This is a genomic window from Nitrospirae bacterium YQR-1 (genome assembly GCA_039908095.1).
Classification (GTDB): Bacteria; Nitrospirota; Thermodesulfovibrionia; order Thermodesulfovibrionales; family Magnetobacteriaceae; genus Magnetomonas.
The window spans coordinates 1-26459 of sequence record JAMOBJ010000007.1 but is presented as its reverse complement, the minus strand read 5'-3'; the positions used below and the strand labels follow the sequence as shown (position 1 = coordinate 26459).

At 42.1% G+C, this 26459-nt stretch carries 27 protein-coding genes; 16 read left to right on the top strand and 11 right to left on the bottom strand.

Going from position 1 to position 26459, the window contains the following annotated elements; all coding sequences use genetic code 11:
* Window positions 1-63: 63 nt before the first annotated feature.
* Window positions 64-2976, bottom strand: coding sequence for a hsp70 family protein (locus tag H7844_05510; protein ID MEO5356741.1), 2913 nt, complete (start codon window positions 2974-2976; stop codon window positions 64-66).
* Window positions 2977-3307: 331 nt separating this feature from the next.
* On the opposite strand from H7844_05510, the gene H7844_05505 reads away from it, so the two are divergent.
* On the top strand, window positions 3308-4180 hold the full coding sequence (locus H7844_05505) for a hypothetical protein (protein MEO5356740.1): 873 nt from the start codon (window positions 3308-3310) through the stop codon (window positions 4178-4180).
* A gap of 271 nt (window positions 4181-4451) precedes the next feature.
* Here the strand turns inward: H7844_05505 and H7844_05500 are convergent, their stop codons facing one another.
* The 3 genes from H7844_05500 to H7844_05490 are packed head-to-tail and all read right to left on the bottom strand — an operon-like array spanning window position 4452 to window position 7719.
* The gene (locus H7844_05500; protein MEO5356739.1) at window positions 4452-5540 is read right to left on the bottom strand and encodes an N-acetyltransferase; all 1089 of its coding nucleotides are present in this window, start codon (window positions 5538-5540) and stop codon (window positions 4452-4454) included.
* A gap of 26 nt (window positions 5541-5566) precedes the next feature.
* Window positions 5567-6766, bottom strand: a complete 1200-nt coding sequence (locus tag H7844_05495; GenBank protein MEO5356738.1) for a pyridoxal phosphate-dependent aminotransferase family protein — start codon at window positions 6764-6766, stop codon at window positions 5567-5569.
* Window positions 6757-7719: an NAD-dependent epimerase/dehydratase family protein gene (locus H7844_05490; GenBank protein MEO5356737.1), complete on the bottom strand. Its 963-nt coding sequence runs from the start codon at window positions 7717-7719 to the stop codon at window positions 6757-6759. The genes H7844_05495 and H7844_05490 overlap by 10 nt, the downstream gene beginning before the upstream one ends.
* Before the next feature lie 127 nt (window positions 7720-7846).
* Between H7844_05490 and scpB the strand changes: the two genes are divergently transcribed.
* A complete protein-coding gene (gene scpB, locus H7844_05485; GenBank protein ID MEO5356736.1) occupies window positions 7847-8371 on the top strand; it encodes an SMC-Scp complex subunit ScpB in 525 nt (174 codons plus the stop codon).
* A gap of 24 nt (window positions 8372-8395) precedes the next feature.
* Here the strand turns inward: scpB and H7844_05480 are convergent, their stop codons facing one another.
* Both H7844_05480 and H7844_05475 read right to left on the bottom strand, forming a co-directional pair.
* Window positions 8396-9385 (bottom strand): hypothetical protein, encoded by a 990-nt coding sequence (locus H7844_05480; protein ID MEO5356735.1) that lies wholly within the window; start codon window positions 9383-9385, stop codon window positions 8396-8398.
* Window position 9386: 1 nt separating this feature from the next.
* Window positions 9387-10862 (bottom strand): MBOAT family protein, encoded by a 1476-nt coding sequence (locus tag H7844_05475; GenBank protein MEO5356734.1) that lies wholly within the window; start codon window positions 10860-10862, stop codon window positions 9387-9389.
* 264 nt (window positions 10863-11126) lie between these two features.
* Between H7844_05475 and H7844_05470 the strand changes: the two genes are divergently transcribed.
* From H7844_05470 to H7844_05460, 3 genes are all read left to right on the top strand, one after another.
* Window positions 11127-11414, top strand: a complete 288-nt coding sequence (locus H7844_05470; protein ID MEO5356733.1) for an acyl carrier protein — start codon at window positions 11127-11129, stop codon at window positions 11412-11414.
* A 245-nt stretch (window positions 11415-11659) separates the two neighbouring features.
* Window positions 11660-12136 (top strand): OsmC family protein, encoded by a 477-nt coding sequence (locus tag H7844_05465; GenBank protein ID MEO5356732.1) that lies wholly within the window; start codon window positions 11660-11662, stop codon window positions 12134-12136.
* Window positions 12137-12160: 24 nt separating this feature from the next.
* Window positions 12161-12889, top strand: a complete 729-nt coding sequence (locus H7844_05460; GenBank protein MEO5356731.1) for a YjfK family protein — start codon at window positions 12161-12163, stop codon at window positions 12887-12889.
* 120 nt (window positions 12890-13009) lie between these two features.
* Here H7844_05460 and H7844_05455 read toward each other — a convergent pair whose 3' ends face one another.
* The 5 genes from H7844_05455 to H7844_05435 all read right to left on the bottom strand — a co-directional run bounded on the left by H7844_05455 (window position 13010) and on the right by H7844_05435 (window position 17202).
* On the bottom strand, window positions 13010-13912 hold the full coding sequence (locus H7844_05455; GenBank protein ID MEO5356730.1) for a tetratricopeptide repeat protein: 903 nt from the start codon (window positions 13910-13912) through the stop codon (window positions 13010-13012).
* Window positions 13913-13930: 18 nt separating this feature from the next.
* Window positions 13931-14581: a histidinol phosphate phosphatase domain-containing protein gene (locus H7844_05450; GenBank protein ID MEO5356729.1), complete on the bottom strand. Its 651-nt coding sequence runs from the start codon at window positions 14579-14581 to the stop codon at window positions 13931-13933.
* A 51-nt stretch (window positions 14582-14632) separates the two neighbouring features.
* Window positions 14633-15670, bottom strand: coding sequence for a deoxyguanosinetriphosphate triphosphohydrolase (locus tag H7844_05445; GenBank protein MEO5356728.1), 1038 nt, complete (start codon window positions 15668-15670; stop codon window positions 14633-14635).
* A 177-nt stretch (window positions 15671-15847) separates the two neighbouring features.
* On the bottom strand, window positions 15848-16909 hold the full coding sequence (locus H7844_05440; protein ID MEO5356727.1) for an amidohydrolase family protein: 1062 nt from the start codon (window positions 16907-16909) through the stop codon (window positions 15848-15850).
* A gap of 110 nt (window positions 16910-17019) precedes the next feature.
* On the bottom strand, window positions 17020-17202 hold the full coding sequence (locus H7844_05435) for a hypothetical protein (protein ID MEO5356726.1): 183 nt from the start codon (window positions 17200-17202) through the stop codon (window positions 17020-17022).
* A 129-nt stretch (window positions 17203-17331) separates the two neighbouring features.
* On the opposite strand from H7844_05435, the gene H7844_05430 reads away from it, so the two are divergent.
* The 11 genes from H7844_05430 (at window position 17332) to H7844_05380 (ending at window position 26444) form a co-directional block, all read left to right on the top strand.
* Complete coding sequence (locus H7844_05430) at window positions 17332-17595, top strand: hypothetical protein (protein MEO5356725.1); 264 nt, start codon at window positions 17332-17334, stop codon at window positions 17593-17595.
* A gap of 139 nt (window positions 17596-17734) precedes the next feature.
* Window positions 17735-18757: an N-acetylneuraminate synthase family protein gene (locus H7844_05425; protein ID MEO5356724.1), complete on the top strand. Its 1023-nt coding sequence runs from the start codon at window positions 17735-17737 to the stop codon at window positions 18755-18757.
* Window positions 18754-19428 carry a glycosyltransferase gene (locus tag H7844_05420; protein MEO5356723.1) on the top strand — a complete coding sequence of 225 codons (675 nt, stop codon included), beginning with the start codon at window positions 18754-18756 and terminating at the stop codon, window positions 19426-19428. The genes H7844_05425 and H7844_05420 overlap by 4 nt, the downstream gene beginning before the upstream one ends.
* 2 nt (window positions 19429-19430) lie before the next feature.
* Entirely contained in the window at window positions 19431-20156 is a 726-nt protein-coding gene (locus tag H7844_05415; GenBank protein ID MEO5356722.1) for an acylneuraminate cytidylyltransferase family protein, read from the top strand.
* Window positions 20149-20844, top strand: a complete 696-nt coding sequence (locus H7844_05410) for a hypothetical protein (protein ID MEO5356721.1) — start codon at window positions 20149-20151, stop codon at window positions 20842-20844. Before H7844_05415 ends, H7844_05410 begins: the two co-directional genes overlap by 8 nt.
* Before the next feature lie 64 nt (window positions 20845-20908).
* Window positions 20909-21913, top strand: a complete 1005-nt coding sequence (locus H7844_05405; GenBank protein ID MEO5356720.1) for a radical SAM protein — start codon at window positions 20909-20911, stop codon at window positions 21911-21913.
* Between the two features lie 47 nt (window positions 21914-21960).
* Complete coding sequence (locus H7844_05400; protein ID MEO5356719.1) at window positions 21961-23022, top strand: NAD-dependent epimerase/dehydratase family protein; 1062 nt, start codon at window positions 21961-21963, stop codon at window positions 23020-23022.
* A gap of 39 nt (window positions 23023-23061) precedes the next feature.
* Complete coding sequence (locus H7844_05395; protein ID MEO5356718.1) at window positions 23062-24408, top strand: hypothetical protein; 1347 nt, start codon at window positions 23062-23064, stop codon at window positions 24406-24408.
* Between the two features lie 227 nt (window positions 24409-24635).
* Window positions 24636-24833: a hypothetical protein gene (locus tag H7844_05390; GenBank protein ID MEO5356717.1), complete on the top strand. Its 198-nt coding sequence runs from the start codon at window positions 24636-24638 to the stop codon at window positions 24831-24833.
* Window positions 24833-25099 carry a type II toxin-antitoxin system RelE/ParE family toxin gene (locus tag H7844_05385; GenBank protein MEO5356716.1) on the top strand — a complete coding sequence of 89 codons (267 nt, stop codon included), beginning with the start codon at window positions 24833-24835 and terminating at the stop codon, window positions 25097-25099. Before H7844_05390 ends, H7844_05385 begins: the two co-directional genes overlap by 1 nt.
* Before the next feature lie 436 nt (window positions 25100-25535).
* Window positions 25536-26444, top strand: a complete 909-nt coding sequence (locus tag H7844_05380) for a response regulator (protein ID MEO5356715.1) — start codon at window positions 25536-25538, stop codon at window positions 26442-26444.
* Window positions 26445-26459: the final 15 nt, after the last annotated feature.

Here is a 26459-nt window from a genome sequence, read left to right as displayed (position 1 = left end):
CTTATTATAGCAGACACTAAACGTATAAGGCCGGTACTGCCGCCAACCACGTGTTCATAGTTGTCATTTCCCTTTCTCAATTATTAAACCAACCGGCAGCGCCTCGCCGAAAACTTCCCTTTCCTCGTCAAAATCAACCGGCAGCGCCTCCGACATTCTTTTAGTGTAACGCTCCGCCGTTGCACCCGTGACCTTATGTATCCACCTTAGTGCCTCATCCCTTAGCGCCTCATCCGTATCATTTGCCCTGTCCCCGGTCTTTCTTGCCAATTGTGATATGGCATAGGCGGCATCCTTAGGGGCGTTCCACTTTAAGGCCATAATCTGTTCTATCCATTTCTCCGCCACGGCTTTTGGGACAGTTTTTTCCGCAGGGCCGTAAAAGGGTAGCCTCCCGCCAAGGCGCGAAAGAGACCACATCAACTTGGCTGTGTTTTTATCACCAAATTTTTTAATCTGTCTTAACAACTCATCCCCAAGCTCAACCTTTACAGTGCCGCCCATACGCTCAAGGCTTGAGGCAAGCATCCAAATCTCCATAATCTCAGGCGGCTGAAGTTTAGGTGTGTCTTTCTTTTTCCTGCCGGGAAGCAGATGTTGAGCTGTCTTTTTAAATATTATTTCCTGTTGCTGCTCATTTAATCCGCCCGCAACACGCCGCCACAGAATCCACCACTGCAAAGAACACCCTCCGTCACGGTAAAACTTAACACCCTCCGAAAATATCTTCCAGAGTTCCTTTATACGCTCGGCATCAAGAAAGTATCCAAACCCGGGCCTGAGCAAGAACCCCGACAGATTCAACCACCTGGCCTCGTGCCCCGGCGTTGTCAGCCGCCGTTGTTTAAACTCCATCAGTGCATCCCACAGCTTACGAATTGTGGGAAGCGGCCAGTTGTCTCTTTCCACACCAAGGATTTCCGTAATCGTTTTTGTTAACGCCCCAAGCACCTGCTCATTGCCCCACAGAGCCACTCTTATTGCCTCACATGCCTGCTCCACAGTTTCTGAGTCAAGCGTGCGGGTATCAGTTAAGGCGGAGGATGATTCCTCAGCAGCATCCGGGTCGTCATCCGGCGCACTGTCTCTTAACTGAAAAGACAGTTTCCAGCGGTGCGGCGACATTTTAGACTCACACCATATGTCAAGAGTTCCGTACTCATTGAGTTTTACGCTAAGTGATACAGGAAGCCTGGCACCTCCAGCTTTTTTCCCAAATTGTAATACAGTTCTGACCGGAGGCAGTTTAAAAAAGAAATCCTGCTCGGCCGTGACAATATCACCCTCTTTATCCCCGACACGGTAGCTTGAGCTGTACATGTTAAAAGAGGCCGGGGTGTTGGCCATAACGTGAAATTCCAGCTCTGAAAGTACAATGTCGGCTCCGGGCTCCGCCCCGCGTGCAAGGATGCAAACGGAGGTAAGAGGTGATTTCAACCCCTCAACTGAAGCCCCCTTGTGCGCAACCTCGATGTAGTATGACTTCCCGGTGCCGCCTGTTATCCTCACCCCTTTACCTCTCAGCACCATGCCGTAATAGGCTGCTCCCAGAGCTACAGCGTGGTCTAATTTATCGTTTTGCAGCACATCCACACTATAGCCCGGCTCGGAGGAAAACCACCGGTTAATCATATCCACTGAGGCCTTCCGCAGTGAGGCGGACTTAAACACGCCGCCGTTAAAAATAATGGCATCAGGGCGTACGGCGCTGACACCGCCCGTGGCGGCAGATTTAACCCAAGGTGCAAGAAAAGGATTAGTGGCATGCCGCCTCAAAAATGCCGACAGATGTTTAAACACCGCAGGCTCTGAGACATACGGCAGTCCCAGTTCCTGAAATCCCAGCCGGCGCTCCGATACTTCCTCATCTATTTCCACGTGTTTGAAAAACCCGTTAAGTATGATATTTTTAACCGCCCCTACTGTTATTACTCCCCTAACTGAGCCTCCAATGACGCTTCGCCCGGAGCCCAGAAAGGTAACTTCCACCTCGTTAATATCGCTATCTGCAAGGAGTGTCTCTTTTGCGCTCCGGCACTGATGGGTAAGAGCTGTCCAGCCCGCAATACCCATCTTTTTACCGGTATCTGCAAAAATACTCTCCTCAACATCCTTAGCAAGCGCAAGATCCATGTTATCACCGCCAAGCATGAGATGGTCACCGACAGCCACGCGTTTAAACTCCGGCTTACCGCCCCTTTCCTCAACTGTGATGAGATTAAAATCCGTCGTGCCGCCTCCCATATCAAAGACCAGGACGAGCATATTTTTCTGAATTATATCACTGAGGCGGCTTTCATTTTGAGAAATCCAACTGTAGAATGCCGCCTGCGGCTCCTCAAGCATTGTGATGTTTTTAAATCCGGCCAGTTCTGCGGCTTCAAAAGTAAGCTGCCGGGCGGTTTCGTCAAACGAGGCCGGAATTGTGATTGCCACCTGCTGGAGTTCAAGCGGGTTGTACTTACCGCGCATTGCGCCGCCGTCTGAGTTCCATGCATTAATTATATGTTTTAGATATGCAGCTGAGGCCGTTACAGGGGAGAGTTTACCGGCAGTGTCTTCACGTCCCCAGGGAAGTATCGGAGCATTTCTGTCAACACGGCTATAGCAAAGCCATGACTTGGCGGAAAAGACAAGATTAGACGTTTTTTTGCCGCCGATAATCCGCGCATATTCGCCGGTTATGACTCTTTCACCATCGGTTTGCCACGGCAGCCCTGAGGTTATAATCTCCGCATCGTACGCTCCGGGAATATACAAAAATGACGGCAAAGTGGAGAGTTTTTCCACTTTTTGCTCATCAACAAACTGTGGAATATCAAATATTGCTGGAGATTTTTCCCTGTTATTTTGACTTTTTAAGTCTTTTGATTTTTTAGTTTTCTCAGACGGTGGCTCCTCAGTATCAATATAAGACACAGCCGAATTAGTTGTCCCTAAGTCTATGCCTACAATAAAGCGGGTTTCTTTATTCATATTTTATCCATTTTGATGGAATCATAAAAAATTCACATCCGCTTATTTCATTATAATTCCACATATATGTGTTTTATTATACTTGCAGACAAGGTAAAAATGAAAGGCGGCGAATTATACCAAGCTGCACTCAATCGTCTAACTTTGTTGGCATCGTCAAAAGCTCCGGGGCGTACTCTCCCCCCTGTAAGGGAAGGCGGCGGGGAGGGCCGTGGGGAAGGGTTTCGGTGGATTTCATGTGCTTTTAGAGTTGTCTGCTTTTGAAAAGACGGTGATATATTATCAGGCCGGGTATGTTATTATAGAAAAATGACAAGATAGGGGATTTTAAATGCCACAGAGACACGACATTACATTGAAGGACATTATGAAAGGGCTGCCGCGAAAATTTATGAAGTTGTTAACCGGATTTGAAACAGCAAACTTTCTGGATGTTCAATTTCCGTCAGTTAAATACAGACAACCCGACTTGTTGCTGGAGCTTCCGGATGAATCCCTGTTTCATATGGAAATTCAAGCCCAAAATGACCGTGATATGGATTGCAGAGAGTTGGATTATTTAAGTGTAATATTTTGTACGCTTAGAAAACCTGTCCGCCAATTAGTTTTATATGTAGGCTATGCAAAACTAAATATGAAAAATGAAATTAAAATGCATGGTTTACATTTTACCTACAAGATAATAGACATCCGTGATATTGACTGCAGAGAGTTGCTTAACAGTGATGACCCAGGGGATAATATTTTGGCTGTACTATGTAAAACAGAAGATGCTGATGGAACGATAAAAGGAATTCTTGCAAAATTATCGGAATTACCTGTTGAAGAAAAAGAAAGCTATGTTCTGAAATTACTACAACTGTCAAGACTAAGGAATTTAACAAAAACCGTAGTAAAGGAGGTAAAAAAAATGCCGGTAACTATTGACGTAACTAAAGATGAACTTTATTTGGAAGGTGTGGAGAAGGGGTTACTTGAGGGTGAACGTAAGGGGCTACTTGAGGGTAAGATTGAGGGTAAGCTGGAAGGGTTACTGGAAGCTATTGAGTTAGGGCTTGAACTAAAATTTGGTTTAATTGGACTTGAGCTGATGAATATGGTCAGAGCAATAAGTACTGTAGTTAAGTTGGAGGAGTTTAAAAATCTTATTAAGAAAGCCGACTCAACAGATGAGTTGAAGGAGTTTTTGACAAAGAATGTATAAAACCCCTGGGGGAATACTTATACCAAGCTGCATTCAACTTGTAGTGAACGATATTTAATCTGACAGGTGCATAGTTTCTTCCTTGGCAAAACTGTAAGACAATCTTGAGCTGTCCGATATGTACCAATAACATTCGAATGACACAGTAAAATCCACGCTCTGTCATTCCGAGCAAAAGCCGGAATCCAGTTCTTTGTTAACGGAGTTAACTACAAAGGCAATATAATTTATACAGAAATATGAAATAGCAGGCTTTGAAAGCGGCAACCGGCTATATCACTCTTTCAAAAATTCTGAAAGTTTTGTAGTGAGTGCCCCCTATCATTTTAACCAGCATTTGGGTAGGCAGGTTATCCTCTAATATCCACGAAAACTCCACACTGGTAAATCCGTGTTTGAGGCAGCCCTTAAAACCCTCCCTGTAAAGCAACGCATCAACCCCCCGGTTTCTGTACCGTGCTTTAATACCAAGAAGCAGCATCCTTGTCGTTGTAATCTTTCGTGAGTAATACAAAGCTTTTAGTACTGTAACAGGATTAAGTTTACCCTTCATTTTTCTCAGTACAATATTTAAATCAGGAATAAGCCCTAGAAAGCCAATCGGCTCGCCGTCTTTTTCAGCAATTAAAGCCGTATCAGGCTCAATCACCTGCTTAAGCCGCTTGCCAAGGTATAACAGTTCGTCTTCGGTAAGCGGTATAAACCCCCAGTTTTTCTCCCAGGCGTCGTTATATACCTCTTTGAATTTCTCTAACCCCTCATCAAAGCGCCGTTTATCAACCTTTTTTACACAGACGCCATTTTTTTCCGCTATCTGTGCCACCCGGTCAATTTTCTCAGGTAGCACCTTCGGTATGTCCGTTATGTAGGCATAGAGGTCCTTCGATTTCCCCATTCCACAAGATTGCATCAGATCAATGTAATACGGTGGATTGTGCGGAGTCATCAGAACCGGCGCATATTGAAATCCATCAACAACAAAACCACACTCATCGTTTGTCGAAAAATTCATAGGGCCCCGCATTATGGTAAGTCCGCAGGATTTCAACTGCCCAGCCACTGTTTCAAGCAGGACTGCGGCAACGGCTTTATTATTTATAGAATCAAAAAAACCAAAAAAACCGGCGCTGTCATTGTGGAACTCTATATGTCTTCTGTTTAATATCGAGGCTATCCGGCCAACACACTTGCCGCCGCTATACGCAAGAAAATACCTCACATCGGCATTTCTAAAAAAAGGATTTTTATGTGGTGAAAAATGTTTTTTCAGGTCAGTGGTTAACTCAGGTGTAAAAAGTGGATCGTCTCTATGAAGCTTTAATGGAAATTTAATAAACTCAAGTAGCTGCCGTTTATCCATTACCTCCCTTATTTGTATTTCCATTACTATTTAATAACGCCAAATGCCTTTCCTGTTTTTTGAAAAGCACTAAGGATAATATCCAGGTGTTCATCCGTATGCGTTGCCATATAACTGGTTCTGACAAGTGCCATACCGGGAGCAACAGCCGGAGAGACAGCCACGTTAACAAAAACCCCCTCATTTAGAAGCATTTTGGACATTTTAAAGGCCAGCTCATCCTCACCAACTATTACAGGGACTATGGGGGTTTGAGTTGGGCCAATCTCAAAGCCCATTGCCTTAAACCCTGCCATCATCTTCCCTGTATTTCTCCACAGGGCTTTAATCCGCTCCGGTTCAGCCTCAATAATATCCAGAGCTGCACTCACTGAGGCGGTAGCTGCAGGGGTCGGACTTGCACTAAACATTAAGGACCGTGCACAGTGTTTTATATAATGTATTATGTCTGCACCTCCAGCTACAAAACCACCTACTGAGGCCAGTGACTTGCTGTACGTACCCATGATAATATCTACATCTTTTTCCAACCCAAAGTGTTCCGCCGTGCCCCTTCCAGTTTTACCCAGTACTCCTATGCCGTGAGCATCGTCCACCATGATTTTGGAATTGTATTTTTTTGCCGCCGATACCAGCCCGGGCAGATTTACAATGTCACCTTCCATACTAAAAACGCCATCTACTACTGTAAGAGTACTCCTGGGGGAGGTTTCCTTTAGCACTCTTTCGTAGTCTTCCATGTTGTTATGGCGAAACTTTTTAACCTCTCCATATGAAAGCCGGCAGCCGTCTATTATGCTGGCATGGTTGAGCTTATCTAAGATGACTGTGTCATCCTTGCCGACAAGGGCTGAAATAACTCCAAGATTTACCTGAAATCCGGTTGTAAAAATTAAGGCCGCCTCCGTATTCATAAACCGCGCTAACTTATTTTCCAGATTAACATGTATATCCAGTGTGCCGTTTAAAAATCTGGAACCGGCACAGCCTGTTCCATACTTCCTGACCGCCTCTATCGCCGCCTCTTTGACCTTTGGATGGTTGGCAAGCCCCAGATAGTTATTTGACCCGGCCATGACAACCTGTCTGCCGTTTATTGTCACCACAGGCTCCTGCGCACTCTCTATCATCCTGAAATACGGATAAAGCTCCAATGCCATTAAATCTTTTGCCCTTGTAAATTTAGAGCATTTATCAAATATGGATTTTGAGTTCTCTACAGCCATTTGTTTATTTTGTACCAGTTTGCCGTCCACCTAATCCCCTCTCTCAATGTTACTTCCGGTTTAAATGAAAAATCCTTTGAAGCATCTTCACAATTACATACCCAATGTGTATGTTTCAATTCTGCTATCTTGTCGGAATTTATTATGCTTGCTTTTGATAGTTTTGATATTACCTTAGCAAGCAGAGGAACCACCCCTATTGGTATTCTGAGTTTAATATACTTACAGTTAAGCTCCCCGGCTATGGTATCTGCAAGGAACTCGTTTGAATACATCTCAGTATCGGTAAGATAGTATGTTTTTCCCACAGACTTATCCGTCTTAACCGAGTTTGCTATACCCCTTGTCAAATCCTCCACATATATAAATGAATAAAACGACTTGCCCCAAAATGGCAAATACCCGCGTTTAACCATTTTAAAAAGCATGTAAAAATCCTTATCCCTGGGACCGTAAACTGCCGGTGGTCTTATTATTGTTACCGGAATCTCACCACTGTGCCTGGCTACCGCCTCCTCGCCCTGAAGTTTACTCCTGCCGTAGTCGGACACCGGATTGGGTGGTGTGCACGGGCACAACGGCATTCCATCCATTGAGGGCCCCCCTACTGCGAGGCTGCTGATATGCACAAATCTTTTTATGTTTCTATTATATTTAACCACATTTTTTAACAGATTATCCGTCCCCGTTACGTTGGTACTGTAAAAGTCTCCGGATTTTGCCTCCTTTGTTAGGCCGGCTAGGTGAAAAACGTAATCAAACTGCTCCGGGGTACTATTAAGGATTTCAGGATTTAAACAGTCACCTGTGAGTTTCTTAACAGGATAACCCTCTATCCACTTCAGATCGGAGCCGTCTCTGACTAAGCACGTTACATAGTAGCCCTGTCGTATCAGCTCTTCCACTAAGTGGCTCCCTATAAAGCCGGTTGCTCCGGTCACCAACGCTTTCATAACAGATACAATTATATACGATTTTAAACTCTTTTTTCCTGTATTTTTGTTTATACTAATAAATTATTATTTTGATTTTATAACATAAATGAAAAAATACAGATAAACATAAGGGAAATTATATATTATGGAAAAAATGCAGCAGATTGCAGTAATTGAGACCCTGTTGTTTATAGCCGGCGACCCTCTTTCTGCATCTGATATAAAAAGGATTACCAATTTCACAGATGGTGAAATAATGTCTGTAATTAATACTCTGACAAGTACCTATAAGGAGAGAAACGGCGGAATAGTTATAACTGAAATCGCAGGGGGCTACCAAATGACAACAAATCCGGCCTATGCGCACTGGGCAAAAGTATTAAAGAAATCAAAAACTATGGGAAAACTTTCTATTACAGCCCTTGAAACCCTCGCTATTGTAGCATATAAGCAGCCCATTACAAGGGTTGAAATTGAGGAAATTAGAGGTGTAAGCTCAGACTGGACTATTAAGATTCTGCTTGAAAGAAACCTGGTAAAAATAATCGGACGTAAAGACGCACCTGGAAAACCCCTCCTTTTCAGCACTACCAAGGAATTTCTTCAGTACTTCGGCCTTAAGGAAATTACCGACTTACCCACTCTTAAGGAGTTTACAAAGGATATATAATAATCATACCAAGTTGCAGAACATCTACCGCCGGCCATCACCGGCATATGTTTTCAGTCCGTTAATTATTTTGACGGCAAAACGTTCTCTGCCTTTGGCATTGAGGTGGTACGGGGAGTCGTACATTTCAAGCATGTCAAAATGAGTATCCTCAGGTTTATTCAAAATATCAAAATTTAATTTTTTCCTGATATTTAGTTCAACCAGGTTTATAAATCCTTTGTTTAAATTATAATCTTCTATATCGACAGGAGGGAAGCTAAAATAAATTTTTACTCCTTTTGTTTTTAGCTCATCGGCGTATCTGTTTAAAAAGTCTGTCAGTTCAAAAGAAGTATTTTTAGTGTTCCACTTTGAGGGAGTAAATGTCTTTGGCTGTCTGTTTAAATGCCAGATAAAATCTCCGTTTTGATTAAAACCGCTCCTTACAAAATTGCCCTCTAAAATTCCATATGGCTGGTTTGTCAGCCTTGAAATTAAATATTTTAAATAAAAATAGTTTTTTTCCGTAATTACCTTCGGAAAATACTTCAGCAGATACACAAACTGCCTGAAATCGAGGTATTTAAAGCCCTGTGGATAGATTTCAACCAGAAGAGATGCTAAGCCGCCCTCACCTTCATAAAGATTATCTGAAAAGGTCAGGTATGCAGGCATTATCAACACAATATCATTTTCCTTTAAATACGGTTTAATGAATCTAAGTATAAACTTAATGCTGACACCACCATACAAACCAAAATTAACTGACGGAATGTTTAATATTTTCTCTATTTTACCGCAATCGACACCAAGGGCTATATCAGAGCCACCGACAACAATGAGCTTTGGAGAGGGGATTCTTTCCAGTATTTTGATTTTATCTATAAAAGCATAAATATAATCATCCTCATATTTAAATGGTACTAAAAAAATAGTTACAACACTGATCATAAGTACCAGAATCAGCGTGGATACAGTGAAAAAAATAATTTTATACCATAGCATTTTTAAATCATTCAACTTTATGCCCATTTTAAAATGCAAAATAAATAAACTGGTTATTACTAAAAACACCAAGAAAAATAATACTTAAAGCCCCTGCCCAGTAAACAGACCATCTGAAAATAAACGGTCTGCTTGAAAGCCAGTCTCTGATACGATAGCGTGTTTGAAACACATGTACGGTTTCAATAAACAAAACGGCAACAACAGAAATGCTCAGGTCAAGTAAGCTAAACTGTGGTGTTGCAAGCACTGCTTTGAGGTAGTGCAAATTTGAAATATTTCCGATATTAATAAAAAGAGTTTTGATTATATAAAAAGCATCTGAGAGATTCTTTGCCCGAAACAGTATGAATGAAAATGTCATAAGGATAAACACTATGATTATTTGCCATACCTTATAAACTATACCGAGCTTATGCAGCCCAATGGTTTTCACAATTTTTCCCCTGAAGTTCTTTGTTAAATTGCCAACGATAGAATAAATGCCGATTAACACGCCCCAAAGTACAAAAGTCCAGTTTGCGCCATGCCAAAGACCGCTAATGAAAAAAACAATGAGTACATTGAGATGAAAAAGGGTTTTCGAGCATTTGTGGCCTCCTAATGCGATGTAGATGTAATCGTAGATGTAATCCTTAAACCATGTTGTCAGGGAAATGTGCCACCTTTTCCAAAACTCAGATATCGAATGTGACAGGTACGGCTGCCTGAAATTTTGCCTGAGTTTAAACCCCATTACCTCGGCTGAGCCCAGTGCTATATCTGTATAACCGGAAAAATCACAGAAAATCTGAAATGAAAAGAAAATCGTTGCTATTATCATTGGAATACCCGCATTTTGCTCCGGTGATGCGTATGCTCTGTCAACAAAAACTGCAAGCCTGTCGGCAACTACGACTTTTTTAAACAATCCATATGCCATTAGTTTTAAGCCATTGGTTATGCGTTCATAGTCCGGTTTATACTCCTCATAAAATTGCTTTAAAAGATTCTGTGGCCTTTCTATCGGACCGGCTACCAGTTGCGGATAAAACATAACGTAAAGGGCATATGTCAGTATATTCCTTTCTGTTTTTTGATTTCCCCTGTAAACCTCTATAACATAACTCAACGACTGAAATGTATGAAAAGAAAGTCCCAACGGTAACACTATGTTTAAGGTGGCAAATGAGTAATCAACATGTAAGAGATTGGCTGCGTACGATATGTTGTTAATAAAAAAATTAAAATATTTAAACACAAAGAGTACACAGCAGGTTGAAATAATGCTTAAGATGAGGTAGAATTTTTTCCTGTGCACAGGGGAGTCTTCTATGAGAATTCCGCAAGTAAAATCAAGCATTATCAAAAATGCAAGAATCAGGATATATGCAGGGATGAATGCCATGTAAAAGATTACACTAGCCGTCAGAAGCATCAGGTTTCTGTATTTAAACGGAAGTGTAAAATAAAGAATCGTTACAATAGGAAAAAATATGGCAAACTGTACTGAGTTAAAAAGCAAACATCCTCCACATTCGTTTAAACATATCACAGCGGCTGCATAGCAGCAGTAACTGCAAACATATATTATACCATTGAAACACTTACAGCGCAATAGCGCGGAGTTGCCGGATGTATGATTTACAGCAAACAGATTTACATTGACATAATTCAAAAAATTTTTCTACCATAGACATACTAAAAATGCTAAAAAAGAGCGGTGGGAGTGTGAAAGTGCAAGGGTGCATACACATACATACAAAAGTGCCGGAGTTCTCTATAAGGCATGGCAATTACATATCCCTCCCTGCCGGAGTCTTATATGGCATTGAATAAATTAACTGATACGATGAAAGACACTGTCAGAAAAATACTCTCCTCTGTGCTTGAGTTGCCCGAGGAGGCCATCACCGGCAGTTCGTCTCCTGAGACAATAGAGCAGTGGGATTCCTTCAACCATATAAAAATTATTGCTGCACTGGAAAGTGAGTTTAACATAGAACTCAGTGCAGAGGACGGTATCAGGATGCAGAGTATTGAACTGATAGAAACCACTTTACTGAAGTATTTATAGATATGCAGAGACTATTACAAAAATGAACTTCATAGCCCAGAGTATCTCCTTGTTTGGTTTCCCCGCCCCACCTATCCTATACCCTTAGGGGAGACACCCCGGAGCTCTCGACAAAGCCAACAAAGTTAATAGAATGAATGCAGCTTGGTATAAAAACATTAATATTGACCTGCAAAAGGCAATTAGTGTAGATTATACAAGTTTTACCACATTACTACATAAGAGTGCAGGAGGGAGGCATAGAGATGTCTGAGGAGCAGGAGATACAAGGGCTGGAGAGGGAGGTAGAGGGATATAAATCTAAGGTTTCAACGGTGTTTAAGGCTACGCTTAACTGGGACAGGGATTTCATCTTTGTTGGACGCACTCAGCGTGGGTATGAAATAGAGTATGACGCTAACGTTCAGTGGGGTTGTCAGCCCTCTGAACCCTTTATGATGAGCTTAGGAGCTTGTATTGCTACCGACTGTGTGATGTTTTTACAGAAAATGAAGGTTGAAATTACGGCATTTAAGGTTGACATCACAGGTGTAAAGCCTGAGACCCCTCCCCAGTATTTTTCAGGATTTGACATTATGCTAAACATTACTGCTAAAAACATTACGGAAAAGAAAGTTCAAAGAGCTATTAACCTTTCCCTGGACAAGTACTGTGGAATTTATCATTCACTCAGAAAAGACGTTAAGCTTGATGTAAAATATCAGATTAACAATGTGGAATAAACCTCCCCGGAGGACGGATTACAGATGAGTGGTGCCGGAATATTCAGACATATACATGAAAAAAGTAAAGTCAAACTGACAGGGGTTTTTAGAAAAAAACCTGAGCGGATTGATATAAACCTTCCTCTGGGAATAAAAATAAACAGTATGATTCGATTGGATGAAACAAAATTTATAACAAATGCCGATGTTTTGAAAGTGCAGTCTCCGGGGGGTGGAATTCACACTGTGGTGGCAGGGGAAAAGTTCATGATTGGCAGCCTAAAAGTCTATCGGTTTTATATCGAGGAAAATGAGAGTAGAAATCAATCTGTTTTACAGATACCCGTGGCAAATGATGAGATTGAAGGAATAGTTCTCTATCAAATCATTGAAGAGGTATATCCACAGAGTGATGAGCAGTGGGATTTCTGGCTGAATGAGGGAACCGGCTGTATCGGTTATAAGGATTTTAAGATTCAGGAAGAGGACGGCAAAGAGACATTATACTACAGACTTTGGGGAGGGGATGAAAGATATACAAAGCCGATATTTTTCAGAAGTGTAATTTCAACTGATTCATATGGAATTACCGGCATGAAGACGGAAAGCCACGGGATGGTCTATGGCAGGGAAATAAGCGAGACACTTCAGGAATACTTGTTTATAGTCCATGAAAAGCTGCTTGACAACGACAGAGAGCTGGAAGAAGCAAAAGTTGTCCTTATGGCTGGAATAGATATTGACCTTGCTGAAATAGACGTACTGGTATAGCCCACGGCCCCCTATGAGAAAGGGCTATAAATCTCCCCTGAGAGAGGTTTATTAGAGGGGGAAGCTCTTTGGCGGCACTATAACACATTGATACCAAGTTGCATTCATTGCCCAGGGATGTCATTCTTTTGTCTTCTTTTTATCATGATGGTTTTGTTTTGATTTCACTTTTTTATCATCCGTCTTAGGTTTAGGCTTAGGCTTTACTGTTACGTTATCGCTTTGAGATTTTACTACTGTTTTATTATCACTTTGGGGTTTTTCCACTGTCTTATTATCGCTTCTGGTCTCAGGTGCGGGCTCCGGTGCTTTAATGTCATCAAGCGTAAGCGGACTTTCCTCAGTACCAGAGAGCATTGGGTTATCTGTATCTTTCATAACATAGGGTGAGTTTGGGTAATTCTTTTTGAGTTCTTCATATTTATCTTTACCCTCCTGCGCCTTACCCATTTCAGTAAGAAGCATAGCCCATTCGTTTAAGGCCACATCCTTGTAGATGGAGGTGCGCAAGGCATAGAGCGCTTTTACAGTCTCCAAAGCTTTTTCAAAGTCCTTTCTCTCTCTGTATATATTGAATAGCTTAAGATACGAAAGGGGCAGAATTTCATTGTTTTGTGCATACTTAAGGTTTAAATCAACCAGCAGTTTGACAGCCTCATCCTGTTTTCCCAGCTCATAGTTACACGAGGCTATGTAGAGCATAGTAAGGGGTGAGGGTTTTAAAGAGTTGGAGCGCACAAAGGCATCCAATGCGGTTTTAAGACGCTCCGGCCTGTCGGCGCCGGGCGGGGAATAGTAATTGGCAAAGCCCGTCATTTTCAGGTTTTCCGCCTCTGCTGCCGTGTATTTCATATAACCTATAACAGCTACCGTAGCAAGCAATAAAAAAGCCAATATTCCGGCTGCAATGTGTATTTCTTTTTTTTGTCTTTCGTAAAAAGAACTTATCTCATGAAGCGTTCCCTTCAACTCCTCGCCCTGCTTTGTATGTTTCACTGTTTTTTTCTTAATTTGCTTTGGCATTTAGTACTCCGATTGGTTTTATATTTTAAGTTTAGACACTATATCTTCCGAATTTTTAAACACAGCGGCAATGTCGTCTCTGCCGATTCCGGCTGAAAGCAAAATAGCCTCAGCCATAGTGCGGTTTATTAAATCCTGCGGCCCGTGGGAATCACTGTTGATTACCAGCAGGGCAGAGTGTTTTAATGCCATCTTTGCCACATAACCATTTGACAGACAGTGCCCCTTTCGTGCTGATATCTCTAAAGCCACGCCACGGTGTTTTGCAAGCTCAACGTCCTCTTCAGTGATAAGCCCGGGGTGTGCCAAAACGTCAACCCCCGCCTCTATAGCTGCCCGGTTGGTGCCTTTTGCAATGGGCTCCACGATTGTTTCACCGTGAACCAAAACCACTTTAGCCCCCAGAGAGCGGGCCTCTTTAGCAATATCCGCTATCATCTGCGCAGGCACATGTGTTATCTCAACCCCAGGGATTACCCTTATTGACCAATAGCGGTTTAAATCACCGGCAATCCTTACAATATTTGGCACTACCGAGCCCAGATTTGATGTATCCACATGATCGGTAATTGCTATAGCCTTATAACCGCAGTCTGCCGCCCTTGCAACAAGCTCAGAGGGTATCAGCTCACCGTCACTGAATATGCTATGGGTGTGCAGGTCTATCACAAAACTATTATATTCGATTTCAGGTATTTTTGTGCAAGTTTTTTGATTAATTTAAATATCCGTCCACCTCTCCGGTATAAAAATCCTCTCATACCTTGCAAGAGCAAACCTGTCTGTCATGCAGGCTATGAAGTCGCGCACTATTGTGTGGTCGTGTTCGTCCGCCTCAGTTGGTATATGTTCCAGTATTAATTGTATGTTTTCAAGATAATAACCGTAGAGACTTTCCAAAATATGTTTAGCCTTAATAAATTCACTTTTCAAACGGTCGCTTTCGTAAACTCTTTCATACAGGAATTCCCTTAGTTTATACACTGCCCCTAAGACCGGTTCGCTCATCTTTAGTGTGTCGAGGTTATTGTCAATGGTGTTTTGCACAAGGTCGGTCACCATTGTGTTTATTCTTTTGGCATGAGTGTCGCCAATGGCGTTGGAAATTTCAGAAGGGATATCAGTTTTTTGTATGACCTCGGCCCTTAGCGCATCATCAAGGTCGTGGTTAACGTAGGCAATGATGTCGGATATTCTGACAACCTGTCCCTCGAGGGTTTCGGCCATTTTTGCTGAGTTATCGGGCAGGATGCTTCCCTTACCCTTAGAGTGTTTTATGATACCGTCTCTGACCTCATGCGTGAGGTTTAGTCCTCTGCCGTCTTTTTCTATGAAGTCAACCACTCTGAGGCTCTGCACGTAGTGGTCAAAGCCGCCGGGGTGGATTTTCCTGAGGACGGACTCACCGGCGTGTCCAAATGGGGTGTGTCCGAGGTCGTGTCCCAGGGCAATGGCCTCGGTGAGGTCCTCATTGAGGCGCAGGGCGCGTGCAATGGTTCGGGATATCTGAGACACCTCAAGCACGTGTGTGAGTCTGGTACGGTAGTGGTCGCCCTTTGGGGCAAGAAACACCTGAGTTTTGTGTTTAAGACGGCGAAATGATTTGGCGTGGATAATCCTGTCACGGTCTCTTTGAAAACAGGTACGGATGTCTCCCTCCTGTTCAGCTCTCCGGCGCCCCTTACTGTTTATGCTTAAACAAGCACGTGGGCTCAGCACCGTGCGCTCGATTTGCTCAGTCTGTTCTCTTATTGTCAAGTCTTACGCCTCCTTAAATGTAAAACACCATATCATACCACAAATCAGCCGCATAGTTTCTATCTGTTATCGTTTATACCACCCGGAGAGGTTAAGTAAAAAAAGGCTCTTAAACTGGAGACTTTTACCTCCAAAGCGGGCCAGTGTCCAACTGCCGGCAATGTTAAATAAATCCTGTTACTTATCAGGCAGGTTTAAGACTTTTAAGGCTGTGGAAAGTGTGGCATCGGAAAAACCGTGTGCACGTTTAATAACGACATCTCTGTCAAGGGGATTTGAGGTGGCAAGTATCTGAAGGTAATCTGTAAGAGTAATGTTGTTAAACGGGCTTGGCATGATGGGGGTGGACTCCACAGGAATCGGGAAATCAGAGCCGTGAAGCATCCTGTTTGAGGGTATTCCCGTAAGTATTTCCGAGATTACGTGCATCCGTGTTGAAAGAGAAAGATTAGAAGTATCGGCATAGAGTTTTAATCCCTCTCTGTCGGCCCACTCCATAAAACGGCAAAACTCTCCCACACGGTTAACATCAGTGGGAAACACGGGTGCGGCACAGTGGGCGGCTATCACAGTGACGCCACACTCCAGAGGCAGCCGAAGCTTTTCAAACTCATCCCTTTCCATGTGTTTAATCCCCTCGGTAAGGGCATACTCAGGCCCGGTGTGGCACAAAAGAGGCATGTTGTTGTCTGAAAGTTTTTTGTAGAACTTCACATAGCGCTTATCTGTTAAATCTATGTGCTGAGCCGATGGTACAAGCTTAAAGAGTACAGGGCTTCCAGTCTCAAGGGCATAGTCAAACTCTTCAATCCAGTCTCTTCTGTTAGGATTAACCGAGGCGCCATAATAAACGCTCTTGTTTATTCTGTTTATGCGCAGGTTGTAGTTCATTGTTTTTATCCGGTTTATGGTAAACTTGTTGGGTACCCAAAACTCACAAATGTTACTCATAAGGGCCCCGTTGTTGGCACTGAAAGGTGCATCCAGGGCAAGCACAACCACTGCGTCAATCTCTTTGGAAGTTGAAAGCGCCCAATAAAAAAATTCAAAGAAATCATCTGTGGTAAAACAATCCTTTTTGTTGTTGGGAAGAAACGATGATACATTCCGTTGTATATATGAAAAAACAGAATTTACAAACCAATGAGAATTGTTTCCGATAAGATAGAATGCCTCATTATCGGCATTGGCTATGTCTTTACCACAACCCCAGGCGTGGCAGTGCATGTCAATTTTCAACAGCACTCCCCAACGTTATATGTTCACTGTTAAAAAACACATCCTGCTTATAAATGAGATGAGCTGACAGCAGAGACATTCTTGACAACTCAGAGTAACCACTTGCGAAATTAATCAAAGAGTCTGCCTTTTTTCATTTTATATTCGTTAAGCAGCAACTCTATAGCCTCTTCAAACAGCTCATTCATACGTTTGTTTTCCTCAACACAGATGAACTTCATTTTTTTGATAAGCTCGGGACGTACTCTTGTAGAAAGCATCTCCCTCACAACAGGCTCCTTTAGTCTTGCCACAGCTGCATTATAGCACAGATGGTGTAAGATTTCAACAATTAATTCAATATTAAAAGGTGTTGACTTTAAATATTGTAAGAACGTAATATAAATGTAAGCAAGTAATCATTTTGAAGGGGGGCAGCATAAATGGATAAGAAAAGCGATGGTTTAAACCAAATCAGTGAAGACAGCGGCATAAGCAGGTCAGATACCAGCCTTACAAAAGGAACCTCCACGTTGGATTTATTAAACCGCCTTGCTGGCCGCTCTGTAACAGAAGACGCCGTGGAGCACTCTGTCAACTGGCTTATGCTTACAGCGTGGACAAATTTTGAAAAAATGAAAAAACTCAAAGAAGATATGCTGCAGCGCCTTACTGAGGCTAAAAAAATCGCAGGTATAATGCACTAATTATAATCACTGGTTGGTTAAGTACCCTTATTTTACATGCCCTGGGCATGTTTAACTATCGTTTGCGTTGCATTTGCCGCTACACACACCTCCAGCAGCACATTGACTAAAAAATTAATAAAATGTTAGCATAAGGCATATGGGTAACGTGCTTAGAGTCAGCAAAGATTCTGTATATTTTATCTCAGAAATAGGTTTAAACCATAACGGAGATTTTTTCCTGGCTAAAAATCTCATTGATATTTCAATAACTGCTAAGGCCAGTGCTGTAAAATTTCAAAAAAGAGATGTCAACAGGATGTTTATAAATTCTATTCTAAATCAACCATTTGACCGGTTTCCCGCTCTTGGCACTACTGTAAGAGAAGTTCGACAGAGCCTTGAGTTATCCAAAGAGGTATATACCGAGCTAAGAAACTACTGCAGGGATAAGATTGATTTCATAGTAACTCCATTTGACATTCCCTCGCTTGAATTTCTTGATGACCTCGATTTAGACGCCTTTAAGATCGCCTCACATAACAACACTGACATTCCCCTGCTGAAAGAACTTAACCTACGCGGTAAACCTGTGATAGTTTCAGTGGGGATGTGCAGCCGCAATGAGGTGGAAAGGTTGATTAACACCTTAAAGGATGTGGAGTTGACCCTGCTGTACTGTGTCTCCAGCTACCCTGTCAACTCAGATGATGTTAACCTCAATATGATACAGTGGTTAAAGCACTACGGCTGCAGGGTAGGCTACTCCGACCACGAGGACGGATTTATGTTTGCTCCGGTTGCCGTGGCATTGGGCGCTGAGGTCATCGAAAAGCATATAACTCTTGATAAAAACATGAAAGGGTTTGACCATCATATGAGCCTTGACCCCACACAGTTGATCCAATGTGTGAGAAGTGTCAATCTGGTTAAATCATCTCTGTTAAAGCCTGCTGACAAACAGCTTCAACCCTGTGAGATACACATGTTTGACAACCGCAGGTATTCTATCTATGCCGCCTGTGATATAAAATGCGGAACAAAGCTGCAAAAGGAAATGCTTGCCGTGAAAGCTCCCTTAAAAGGACTTACACCGCGATTTTTTGAAAAACTAATCGGCGTTGAAACCCTGTATGACCTTAAAGAGGATGATCCGATAACTTTTGGAGTTGTAAACCTATGATTGCATCGGTAATTGTCAGAACATACAACGAGGGACAGTGGATACGGCGCTGTCTTGTGGCGCTTCAAAACCAGGACTGCGAGGATTTCGAGATAATAGTCGTGGACTCCGGCTCAACCGACAACACCATTGAAATAGTTAATCAGTTTGACGTAAAGCTTCTCAGGGTGGAGGGACGGTATTTTCCGGGAAAATCCTTAAATGCCGGAATTTCCAACTCAAGCGGCCGTTATGCGGCCATTCTATCGGCTCACTGCATCCCCCTTAATGACAAGTGGCTGCAACGTATGCTGGTGTGCTTTGCAGAGCCCAACATTGCCTGCGTCTATGGAATGCAGGAGCCACTTCCTGACAGCGATCCCTTTGACAAGCGTGACTTATGGACAGTATTCGGTAAAGAAAAAAAGATTCAAAAAAAGGATTATTTTTTCCACAATGCTAACTCTATGATAAAAAGAGATATTTGGGAAAATCTCCGTTTTGATGAGACACTGCCAAGTCTGGAAGATCAGGCATGGGCAAAGCAGGTGATAAACCAGGGATACTATATAATGTATGAGCCTAATGCAAGTGTCTATCACTTCCACGGAATTCACCAGGGACGTGACGAAAAACGGGCTGACAGGGTCGTAAAGGTAATAGAACTACTAAAACAAGACGGTATAACCTGAAAATGTCCTCAAAAGTTGTGGCAATAATACCGGCACGGGGCGGCTCAAAGGGGCTTCCACGAAAGCATCTCTTGAATCTGGGTAATAAACCGCTTATAGCGTGGACTGTGGAGGATGCTAAAAACTGCCCTCTGGTGGAAAGAGTTGTTGTCAGTACCGATTGTGAACATATCAGGGAGGCATCGATAAAATACGGAGCGGATGTTCCGTTTCTGAGGCCACCTGTGCTTGCAGAGGATATGAGTCCGGCTGAGGATGTTTTGATACATGCACTTAATTGGTTTATAACTGCGGAAAAAGTGACATATGATATTGTACTTTACCTTCAGGCAACCGACCCCTTCCGCAATAGCACTATTATAAATGATTGCGTAAAAGCTCTTATTGCCGATGAAACTCTTGATACCGTGTTTGCCGCATATCCCGAGCACAAGAACTATTGGAAGAAGGTTGACGGCAGGTACGTCCGGTTGGATGAAAGAGGACATACGCCAAGACAGATTAAAGAGCATGTTTACAGAGAAGACACCGGTGTGGCATGTGCCACAAGGACGGCTGTAATTATGTCGGGGAAACGGATTGGGGAAAATGTAAAAATAATACCACATCATACTTTGGGTAGTTTTGTAGATATTCATACGGAACTTGATCTGTTTATTGCAAACACAATCTGGGAGAGGTTTTTGTCGGAAGAAAAATATAGCTACAAGGAGATGCAAAATGTATAAGTGCATAGCCTTAATCCCGGTAAGAAAAAATGATGTTTACAGTAGTAACGGTGAGGTAATAAAAATCGGCGGCAGGAATATCCTTGACAATACTATTGCCACGGCCCTTAAGTCAAAACACATAGAGGGGGTTTTTGTAGCCACCGACAGTGAGGAGCTTGCTGAGTCGGCAAGGAGCTTCGGAGCTCAGGTGCCTTTTTTGCGTCCGGGTAACTTTAGTGCCCCGGATGTTACCTTACCTCAGGTACTTAAGTTTTTTCTGGATAAATTAAGGGCAGACTGTAATGTTACAACTGAAATCGTCGTCTTTATGGAGGTTTCACACCCCTACAGAGAGGCAAAGCTAATTGATGAAATGGTTGAGACCATGTATGTGCAACAGCTTGACAGTGTCTTTACAGTCATTGAAGAGAAGAGCAACTTTTGGCAGTTTGATCAAAATGGTAATATTAAGCGGGTTTATGAGGGAAATCTTTTTACAGGAAGAAAAAACAAAAACCCTCTTTACAGAGAAGTGCTGGGCCTTGTGTGTGTCACTTATGAGAGATTTATAAATGACGCCTCAATAATCGGCCAAAAACTTGGCATAATCCCTGTTCGAGATGTTAAAGGACAGATTGACTTGTACGATGATATGGGCAAGCTGCTGATGTCATACATAGAGCACAGGGCCGGAGACGGTGAGTAACCTGCACCGGCTGCCTGAACCTTAATGCACTATAATCAGTCAGTAATAGGGAAATGGTGAAAACATGAGAAAGGAATTTTGCGATCCACCACTGCCCGCTAATTTTCATATAATTAAAAACAGTAATGAAGTAAAAAGAACCAAAGAGTATGAGAAATACAGAGAACTCTGGGAAAAAACCGCTGCAGCACATATCATAACTCCTTTCCCGTTACATCTTGACATCGAGGTAACGTCCTATTGTAATCTGAAGTGCCCTATGTGCCCGCGCACCCACAGAGTAAAAATGGGACAGTGGGAAAGCAAGCATATGAGCCTGGACTTTTTTAAAAAAATTATAGACAGTGGTGCCACACTGGGATTGTGTGCCGTTAACCTTAATAACTTCGGTGAGTCACTCATGAATAAGGATTTACCGCTTATGGTAAAATATGCCAAAGACTCAGGTATTATAGATATTATGCTTCACACAAACGGAACTCTGCTGACTGAGGAGTTATCAAAACAACTGATATTTTACGGGCTTGATACGATAGTGTTTTCTTTCGATTCAATAACCAAAGAACTATATGAAAAGATCAGAAAGGGTGCAGACTTTGAAACTACGGTTAATAATATCAGGCGTTTTGCAGCTTTAAAAAGGCAGTTGGACTCCGCATCTCCTCAGATAAGGGTCGGCATGGTGTATATGAAGGAAAACGCACAGGAGAAGGACTCTTTTGTATCATTTTGGGGCGGCGATGTTGATGTGGTCAGCTACACAGATTATAGAAACCAGGACGGCCTTGATGAGACCGACAGATATATTAAACGGAAGTCGGCAAATCCGGCATTTGCATGCCCTTCATTGTGGCAAAGGATGACGATTAATGTAAACGGCCTTGTCACAGCCTGCTGCAGGGATGCAGGGAAAAGGCTTGTAATTGGTGACTTAAACACCGGCGCCACACTTAAGGAAATCTGGGATGGTGATGCTCTCAGAGATGCAAGGTATTTGCACGAAATCGGCCGTGCCGCTGAAATCCCCGCTTGTAACGGTTGCGACCACATCAGAGGCCATCAGGTTTAGTGGTTTTCATGCCACTGTTATGATTAAGGAAACAATGGGACATTAAAATGGATGTTTGTCTGGTTACAGGTTCAGCAGGGCTCATAGGTTCTGAAAGCGTAAGGTTTTTTTCAAAAGAGGGCTTCCATGTTGCCGGCATTGATAATGATATGAGAAGTGTTTTTTTTGGTAAAGAAGCTTCTACAAAGTGGAATCTTGAAAAACTAAAGAGTGATATAAAGAACTATAGACATTACGACTCCGACATACGTAACAAAGAGGCGATTGAGAAAATCTATAAAGAGTACAATAGTGATATAAAAGTGGTAATTCACGCAGCCGCCCAGCCCTCACACGATTGGGCTGCAAAGGACCCTTATACGGATTTCAGCATAAATGCTCTGGGAACTTTGATAATGCTTGAAACAACACGGAAGGTGTGCCCCGGGGCGGTGTTTATTTTTACATCAACCAATAAGGTATATGGCGATTTGCCCAATGCGTTACCTCTTATTGAGACCGATACACGGTGGGAACTGCAGAGCACTCATCCATATTACGCTGGAATTGATGAAACCATGAGCATAGACCAGTCTAAGCATAGTCTTTTTGGAGCGTCAAAGATAGCCGCCGACGTTGCCGTTCAGGAGTATGGCAGGTATTTTGGCATGAACACAGTATGCTTTCGGGGCGGCTGCCTAACCGGCCCTAACCACTCAGGAGCCATGCTTCATGGTTTCCTGGCGTACCTTATGAGATGCGCAATTAAGGGCATGCATTATGAAATTCTGGGATACAAAGGCAAACAGGTAAGGGACAACATTCACAGCTTAGATTTAGTAAATATGTTTTGGCATTTTTATAAAAACCCGCAACCGGCAAAAGTGTATAATGCCGGAGGGGGCCGCCATAGTAATTGCTCTATAACAGAGGCTATACGTATGTGCGAGGAGATTACCGGCAAGAGAATGATTTATTCCTACACCGACACTAACCGGATTGGCGACCATATCTGGTGGATTAGTGATGTCGGCAGGTTTAAGAGTGATTATCCCGACTGGAATTACCGCTACGGTATTTATGATATTTTATCAGAGTTACATGGTGGTATGACACGCAGGGTAATTTGACGGTTAATACCAGTGTGTGAGTATCAGGGAATATGTTAAGTGATGAGTATGACAGATTATCCTAAAGTGCTGGTTGTTTCATCGTGTGCTTTTAATAAGGTGACAGGTTGCGGAGTTACTATAAACACATTATTTCAGGGCTGGCCCAAGGAGAGGATTGCAACCGCCACAAATGACCCTGTGCCTGTAACATATGATGTTTGTTCAAACTATTATTTTCTGACGGATAGTGAACTAAAAAGAAAATTTCCTTTTAACATCCTGAGAAAAACAAAAAACGTCAATACCTCTGAGAAAACTGTTGAAGCAGCCACAATGCGGCAAAGAGTTATTTCATCTGTTAAGAGAGCGATAATAAACAGGATTAATGTGCCTGAGAGCGGGGTGCTTTCCCTAAAACTGGAGCAATGGATAAATGTGTTTAAACCTGATTTGCTCTATAGCGTATCAGGAGGCCTTGGTTATATTGAGCTTGTAACTAAAATAACAGAGAGGTTTGACATTCCATTAGTAATGCACTTTATGGATGACGGAGTTACCGATACGTACAGAGACGGCTTACTAAAAGACATTCCCATGAGAAACTACAATGCAGGGTTTATTAGACTTTTAGCGAAATCCGCACACAGACTGGCAATTTGTAAGGAAATGGCGGATGTTTATGAGAAACGTTTTGGGAATAGTTTTGATTATTTTCAAAGCACAGTGGATGTTGCAGGGATTTCAAAAAATTTCAAGGTTAAAATCAATGAAAAGGAGCATATAAGGGTAGTTTATGGCGGTTCTATTTTGCCGTTTGCTCAGTTGCAAAGCTTACAGGATTGTTGCAAGGCGGTAGTTGAGCTCTCTGATGAGGGCTATAGCATTTCCCTGCACATATACTCTCCAATTGATCTGTTCAGGGAATCCATAAAAAAATTATTCACAGACCATGAAGCTGTAAGTATTCATGACGCTGTTGTCGGGGACGGTTTTTTATCCGTGTTAAATGAGGCGGACATACTGTTGCTACCGGTTAATTTTGACAAAAAGAGTACGGATTTTATTAAGCTCTCGATGCCCACGAAAGTGCCGTTTTATCTGGCAATCGGTACACCGGTACTTGTCTATGGCCCGCCGTTTGTTGCACAGGTTATGTACGCAAGGGATGAAAAATGGGGATATGTTGTCAGTCAAAAAGGTGTGCAACACATAAAAAACGCCCTCACAGAGCTGATAAACAACGCAGAACTAAGAAACACTCTCTCTCAAAAAGCCCGTGAAATCGCACTTAAAAACCACTCAGATTCAGAGGTCAGACTCAGATTCCAGAAATTGATAAAAGACTGTGCCGCCGGTATCTTACGTTGTAATGATAGTTATACCAAGTTGCATTCATTCGATTAACTTTGTTGGCTTCGTCTAAAGCTCCTTGACGTCTCCCCTAGCTCCTTGACTGCTACTTGGTATAAGACTGAAAGGTGCTTCTAATGCTGCAACTCCAACGCAAAAAACCACTTGACTGATACCATTTAATTATGTTCCACTTTATTTAGAAGGGAAATGAAGATGAAAGGCTATAGTGCTAACAGTAACAACCTATAAATAGTTCAAGGTTTAAGGAGAACGACTTAATGCTGGAAATAGTAAAAAAATATGTTGTAGATGAGAACAATAACAGGTTGGCAGTTGAGATTGACATTGAGACATTTGGCAAGATTGAGGATATTTTAGAGGACTACGGACTTTACCATCTAATGATTGACGACAAGGATACGGAATCTCTTAGTCCTGAACAGGCAAAAGAATATTATCAGTCAGTGTCCGGTTAATGGAATTCAGGTATAAGAAACAGTTCTTAAAAGACCTTGCTTCCCTGCCTATGCCATATAAGAAACAGATAGAGACCCTTGTGTTTGAAGAAATACCTAATGATAATCGCGAATCGCTTTTTTTCAGAATATCAAAAATGAGAGGATATGATGGATTTTATAAGATACGGGTTGGAGATTATCGCATTGGCTTGTATATCGCTTTAGGCAAACTGGAATTCAGAAGAGTGCTACACAGAAGAGAGATTTACAAGTTCTTTCCATAGAAAAGTAAGCGTTTAGTTAACTCCTCCCGCATTTTTTGTGCTAATGCTTTTCGATCGATATATTGTGGGAGCAGAACTCTGTAATCATTTTCGCATAAGGCAACCGCTCAAAGATGTAGGTCAAATATTTATGTGGGAATCGACAGTAGTCCCTGTGAAACTCCATCTTTATAGCTTATACCGAGTTGCAGTCAGAAGTAAACACAGGCGGCAAGGAGAAAGCGACGCCTCATTATTACTCTTTTGACTGCAACTTGGTATTAGACGATAGACTGCAGCTTGGCATTACAAAATGTAAACTAATGCTCCTTACAAAATGTACAGATTTCCCCTTCCATTAATAACATAACTCTCTATAAATGCTTATTTTTCTAATGTTTTCACAATATAATATTTGGCACTGTTTTTGTATATTGACAATTGAGGGGAAAACGAAATGGATAAAATGGTGACAATAGAAAAATTAAAAAATTACTCTACTGGAATTACAGTGTTATATGCCGAGGACAGTGTTGATATAAGAGAGGAGACGGCAGCCTTTCTAAAGAGTTTTTTTAAGGTAGTTGATGTGGCGGAAAACGGCAATGAGGCTATAAAGCTATATAATACGTGTAAATACGATATTGTAATAAGTGATGTCAGGATGCCTGAGCTTGACGGCATCGGGTTGACAAGAAAAATCAAAGAAATTGACCCTGAGCAAATTGTAATTATAACCACAGCCTACGATAACAGTCCGGTGTTGTATGAACTAATTAACCTGGGTGTGGATAAATTTATTACTAAACCGGTGTTGTTTGAGAAGTTACTTGCTGTTTTGTTGGAGATTAGTGAAAGAATACACCATAAAAAAGAAGATTTCAGAAATGTATTGCTAAATACACGCATAAGCGCAATGAATGAGATTTTGGTCAATATCGCTCATCACTGGAGACAGCCTTTAACAGCGGTTGGGGCAATTGTTCAGGAAATATATGACATATTTATGTATCAGGATCTGACTCGTGAATCTTTAATAAAAAATGTCAGTGAAGCAACGAGAATCATTAAATCTATGTCGGATATTATAGATAAATTCAGTACCTGTTACAATTCAAATAATGGCAAGGAGGACTTCAGCATAGAGCATGCTGTGGCGGATGCAGTATTTATAGTTAAGGATGCGATGTGCATACATGGAATAGATTTAGTTAGAGAGATTGAGAAAAACAGCATAATCAAAGGTAATCGGGCAAACCTTGCATATATAATTGTTGAAATCCTGTGTAACAGTATTGACGCTGCTGCTATGTTGAAATGTCAAGCCTTCTTTTTTTTCTTTTCTAAATTTTCTCCAAAAATTTAGTAGTAGAGCCTGTGG

Bases quoted from the DNA above. Each gene is read 5' to 3' on its own strand.
- H7844_05510 (MEO5356741.1), bottom strand. From the start codon at position 2,976: ATGAATAAAGAAACCCGCTTTATTGTAGGCATAGACTTAGGGACAACT.
- H7844_05505 (MEO5356740.1), top strand. From the start codon at position 3,308: ATGCCACAGAGACACGACATTACATTGAAGGACATTATGAAAGGGCTG.
- H7844_05500 (MEO5356739.1), bottom strand. From the start codon at position 5,540: ATGGATAAACGGCAGCTACTTGAGTTTATTAAATTTCCATTAAAGCTT.
- H7844_05495 (MEO5356738.1), bottom strand. From the start codon at position 6,766: ATGGCTGTAGAGAACTCAAAATCCATATTTGATAAATGCTCTAAATTT.
- H7844_05490 (MEO5356737.1), bottom strand. From the start codon at position 7,719: ATGAAAGCGTTGGTGACCGGAGCAACCGGCTTTATAGGGAGCCACTTA.
- scpB (MEO5356736.1), top strand. From the start codon at position 7,847: ATGGAAAAAATGCAGCAGATTGCAGTAATTGAGACCCTGTTGTTTATA.
- H7844_05480 (MEO5356735.1), bottom strand. From the start codon at position 9,385: ATGGGCATAAAGTTGAATGATTTAAAAATGCTATGGTATAAAATTATT.
- H7844_05470 (MEO5356733.1), top strand. From the start codon at position 11,127: ATGGCAATTACATATCCCTCCCTGCCGGAGTCTTATATGGCATTGAAT.
- H7844_05465 (MEO5356732.1), top strand. From the start codon at position 11,660: ATGTCTGAGGAGCAGGAGATACAAGGGCTGGAGAGGGAGGTAGAGGGA.
- H7844_05460 (MEO5356731.1), top strand. From the start codon at position 12,161: ATGAGTGGTGCCGGAATATTCAGACATATACATGAAAAAAGTAAAGTC.
- H7844_05455 (MEO5356730.1), bottom strand. From the start codon at position 13,912: ATGCCAAAGCAAATTAAGAAAAAAACAGTGAAACATACAAAGCAGGGC.
- H7844_05430 (MEO5356725.1), top strand. From the start codon at position 17,332: ATGGATAAGAAAAGCGATGGTTTAAACCAAATCAGTGAAGACAGCGGC.
- H7844_05425 (MEO5356724.1), top strand. From the start codon at position 17,735: ATGGGTAACGTGCTTAGAGTCAGCAAAGATTCTGTATATTTTATCTCA.
- H7844_05420 (MEO5356723.1), top strand. From the start codon at position 18,754: ATGATTGCATCGGTAATTGTCAGAACATACAACGAGGGACAGTGGATA.
- H7844_05415 (MEO5356722.1), top strand. From the start codon at position 19,431: ATGTCCTCAAAAGTTGTGGCAATAATACCGGCACGGGGCGGCTCAAAG.
- H7844_05410 (MEO5356721.1), top strand. From the start codon at position 20,149: ATGTATAAGTGCATAGCCTTAATCCCGGTAAGAAAAAATGATGTTTAC.
- H7844_05405 (MEO5356720.1), top strand. From the start codon at position 20,909: ATGAGAAAGGAATTTTGCGATCCACCACTGCCCGCTAATTTTCATATA.
- H7844_05400 (MEO5356719.1), top strand. From the start codon at position 21,961: ATGGATGTTTGTCTGGTTACAGGTTCAGCAGGGCTCATAGGTTCTGAA.
- H7844_05390 (MEO5356717.1), top strand. From the start codon at position 24,636: ATGCTGGAAATAGTAAAAAAATATGTTGTAGATGAGAACAATAACAGG.
- H7844_05385 (MEO5356716.1), top strand. From the start codon at position 24,833: ATGGAATTCAGGTATAAGAAACAGTTCTTAAAAGACCTTGCTTCCCTG.
- H7844_05380 (MEO5356715.1), top strand. From the start codon at position 25,536: ATGGATAAAATGGTGACAATAGAAAAATTAAAAAATTACTCTACTGGA.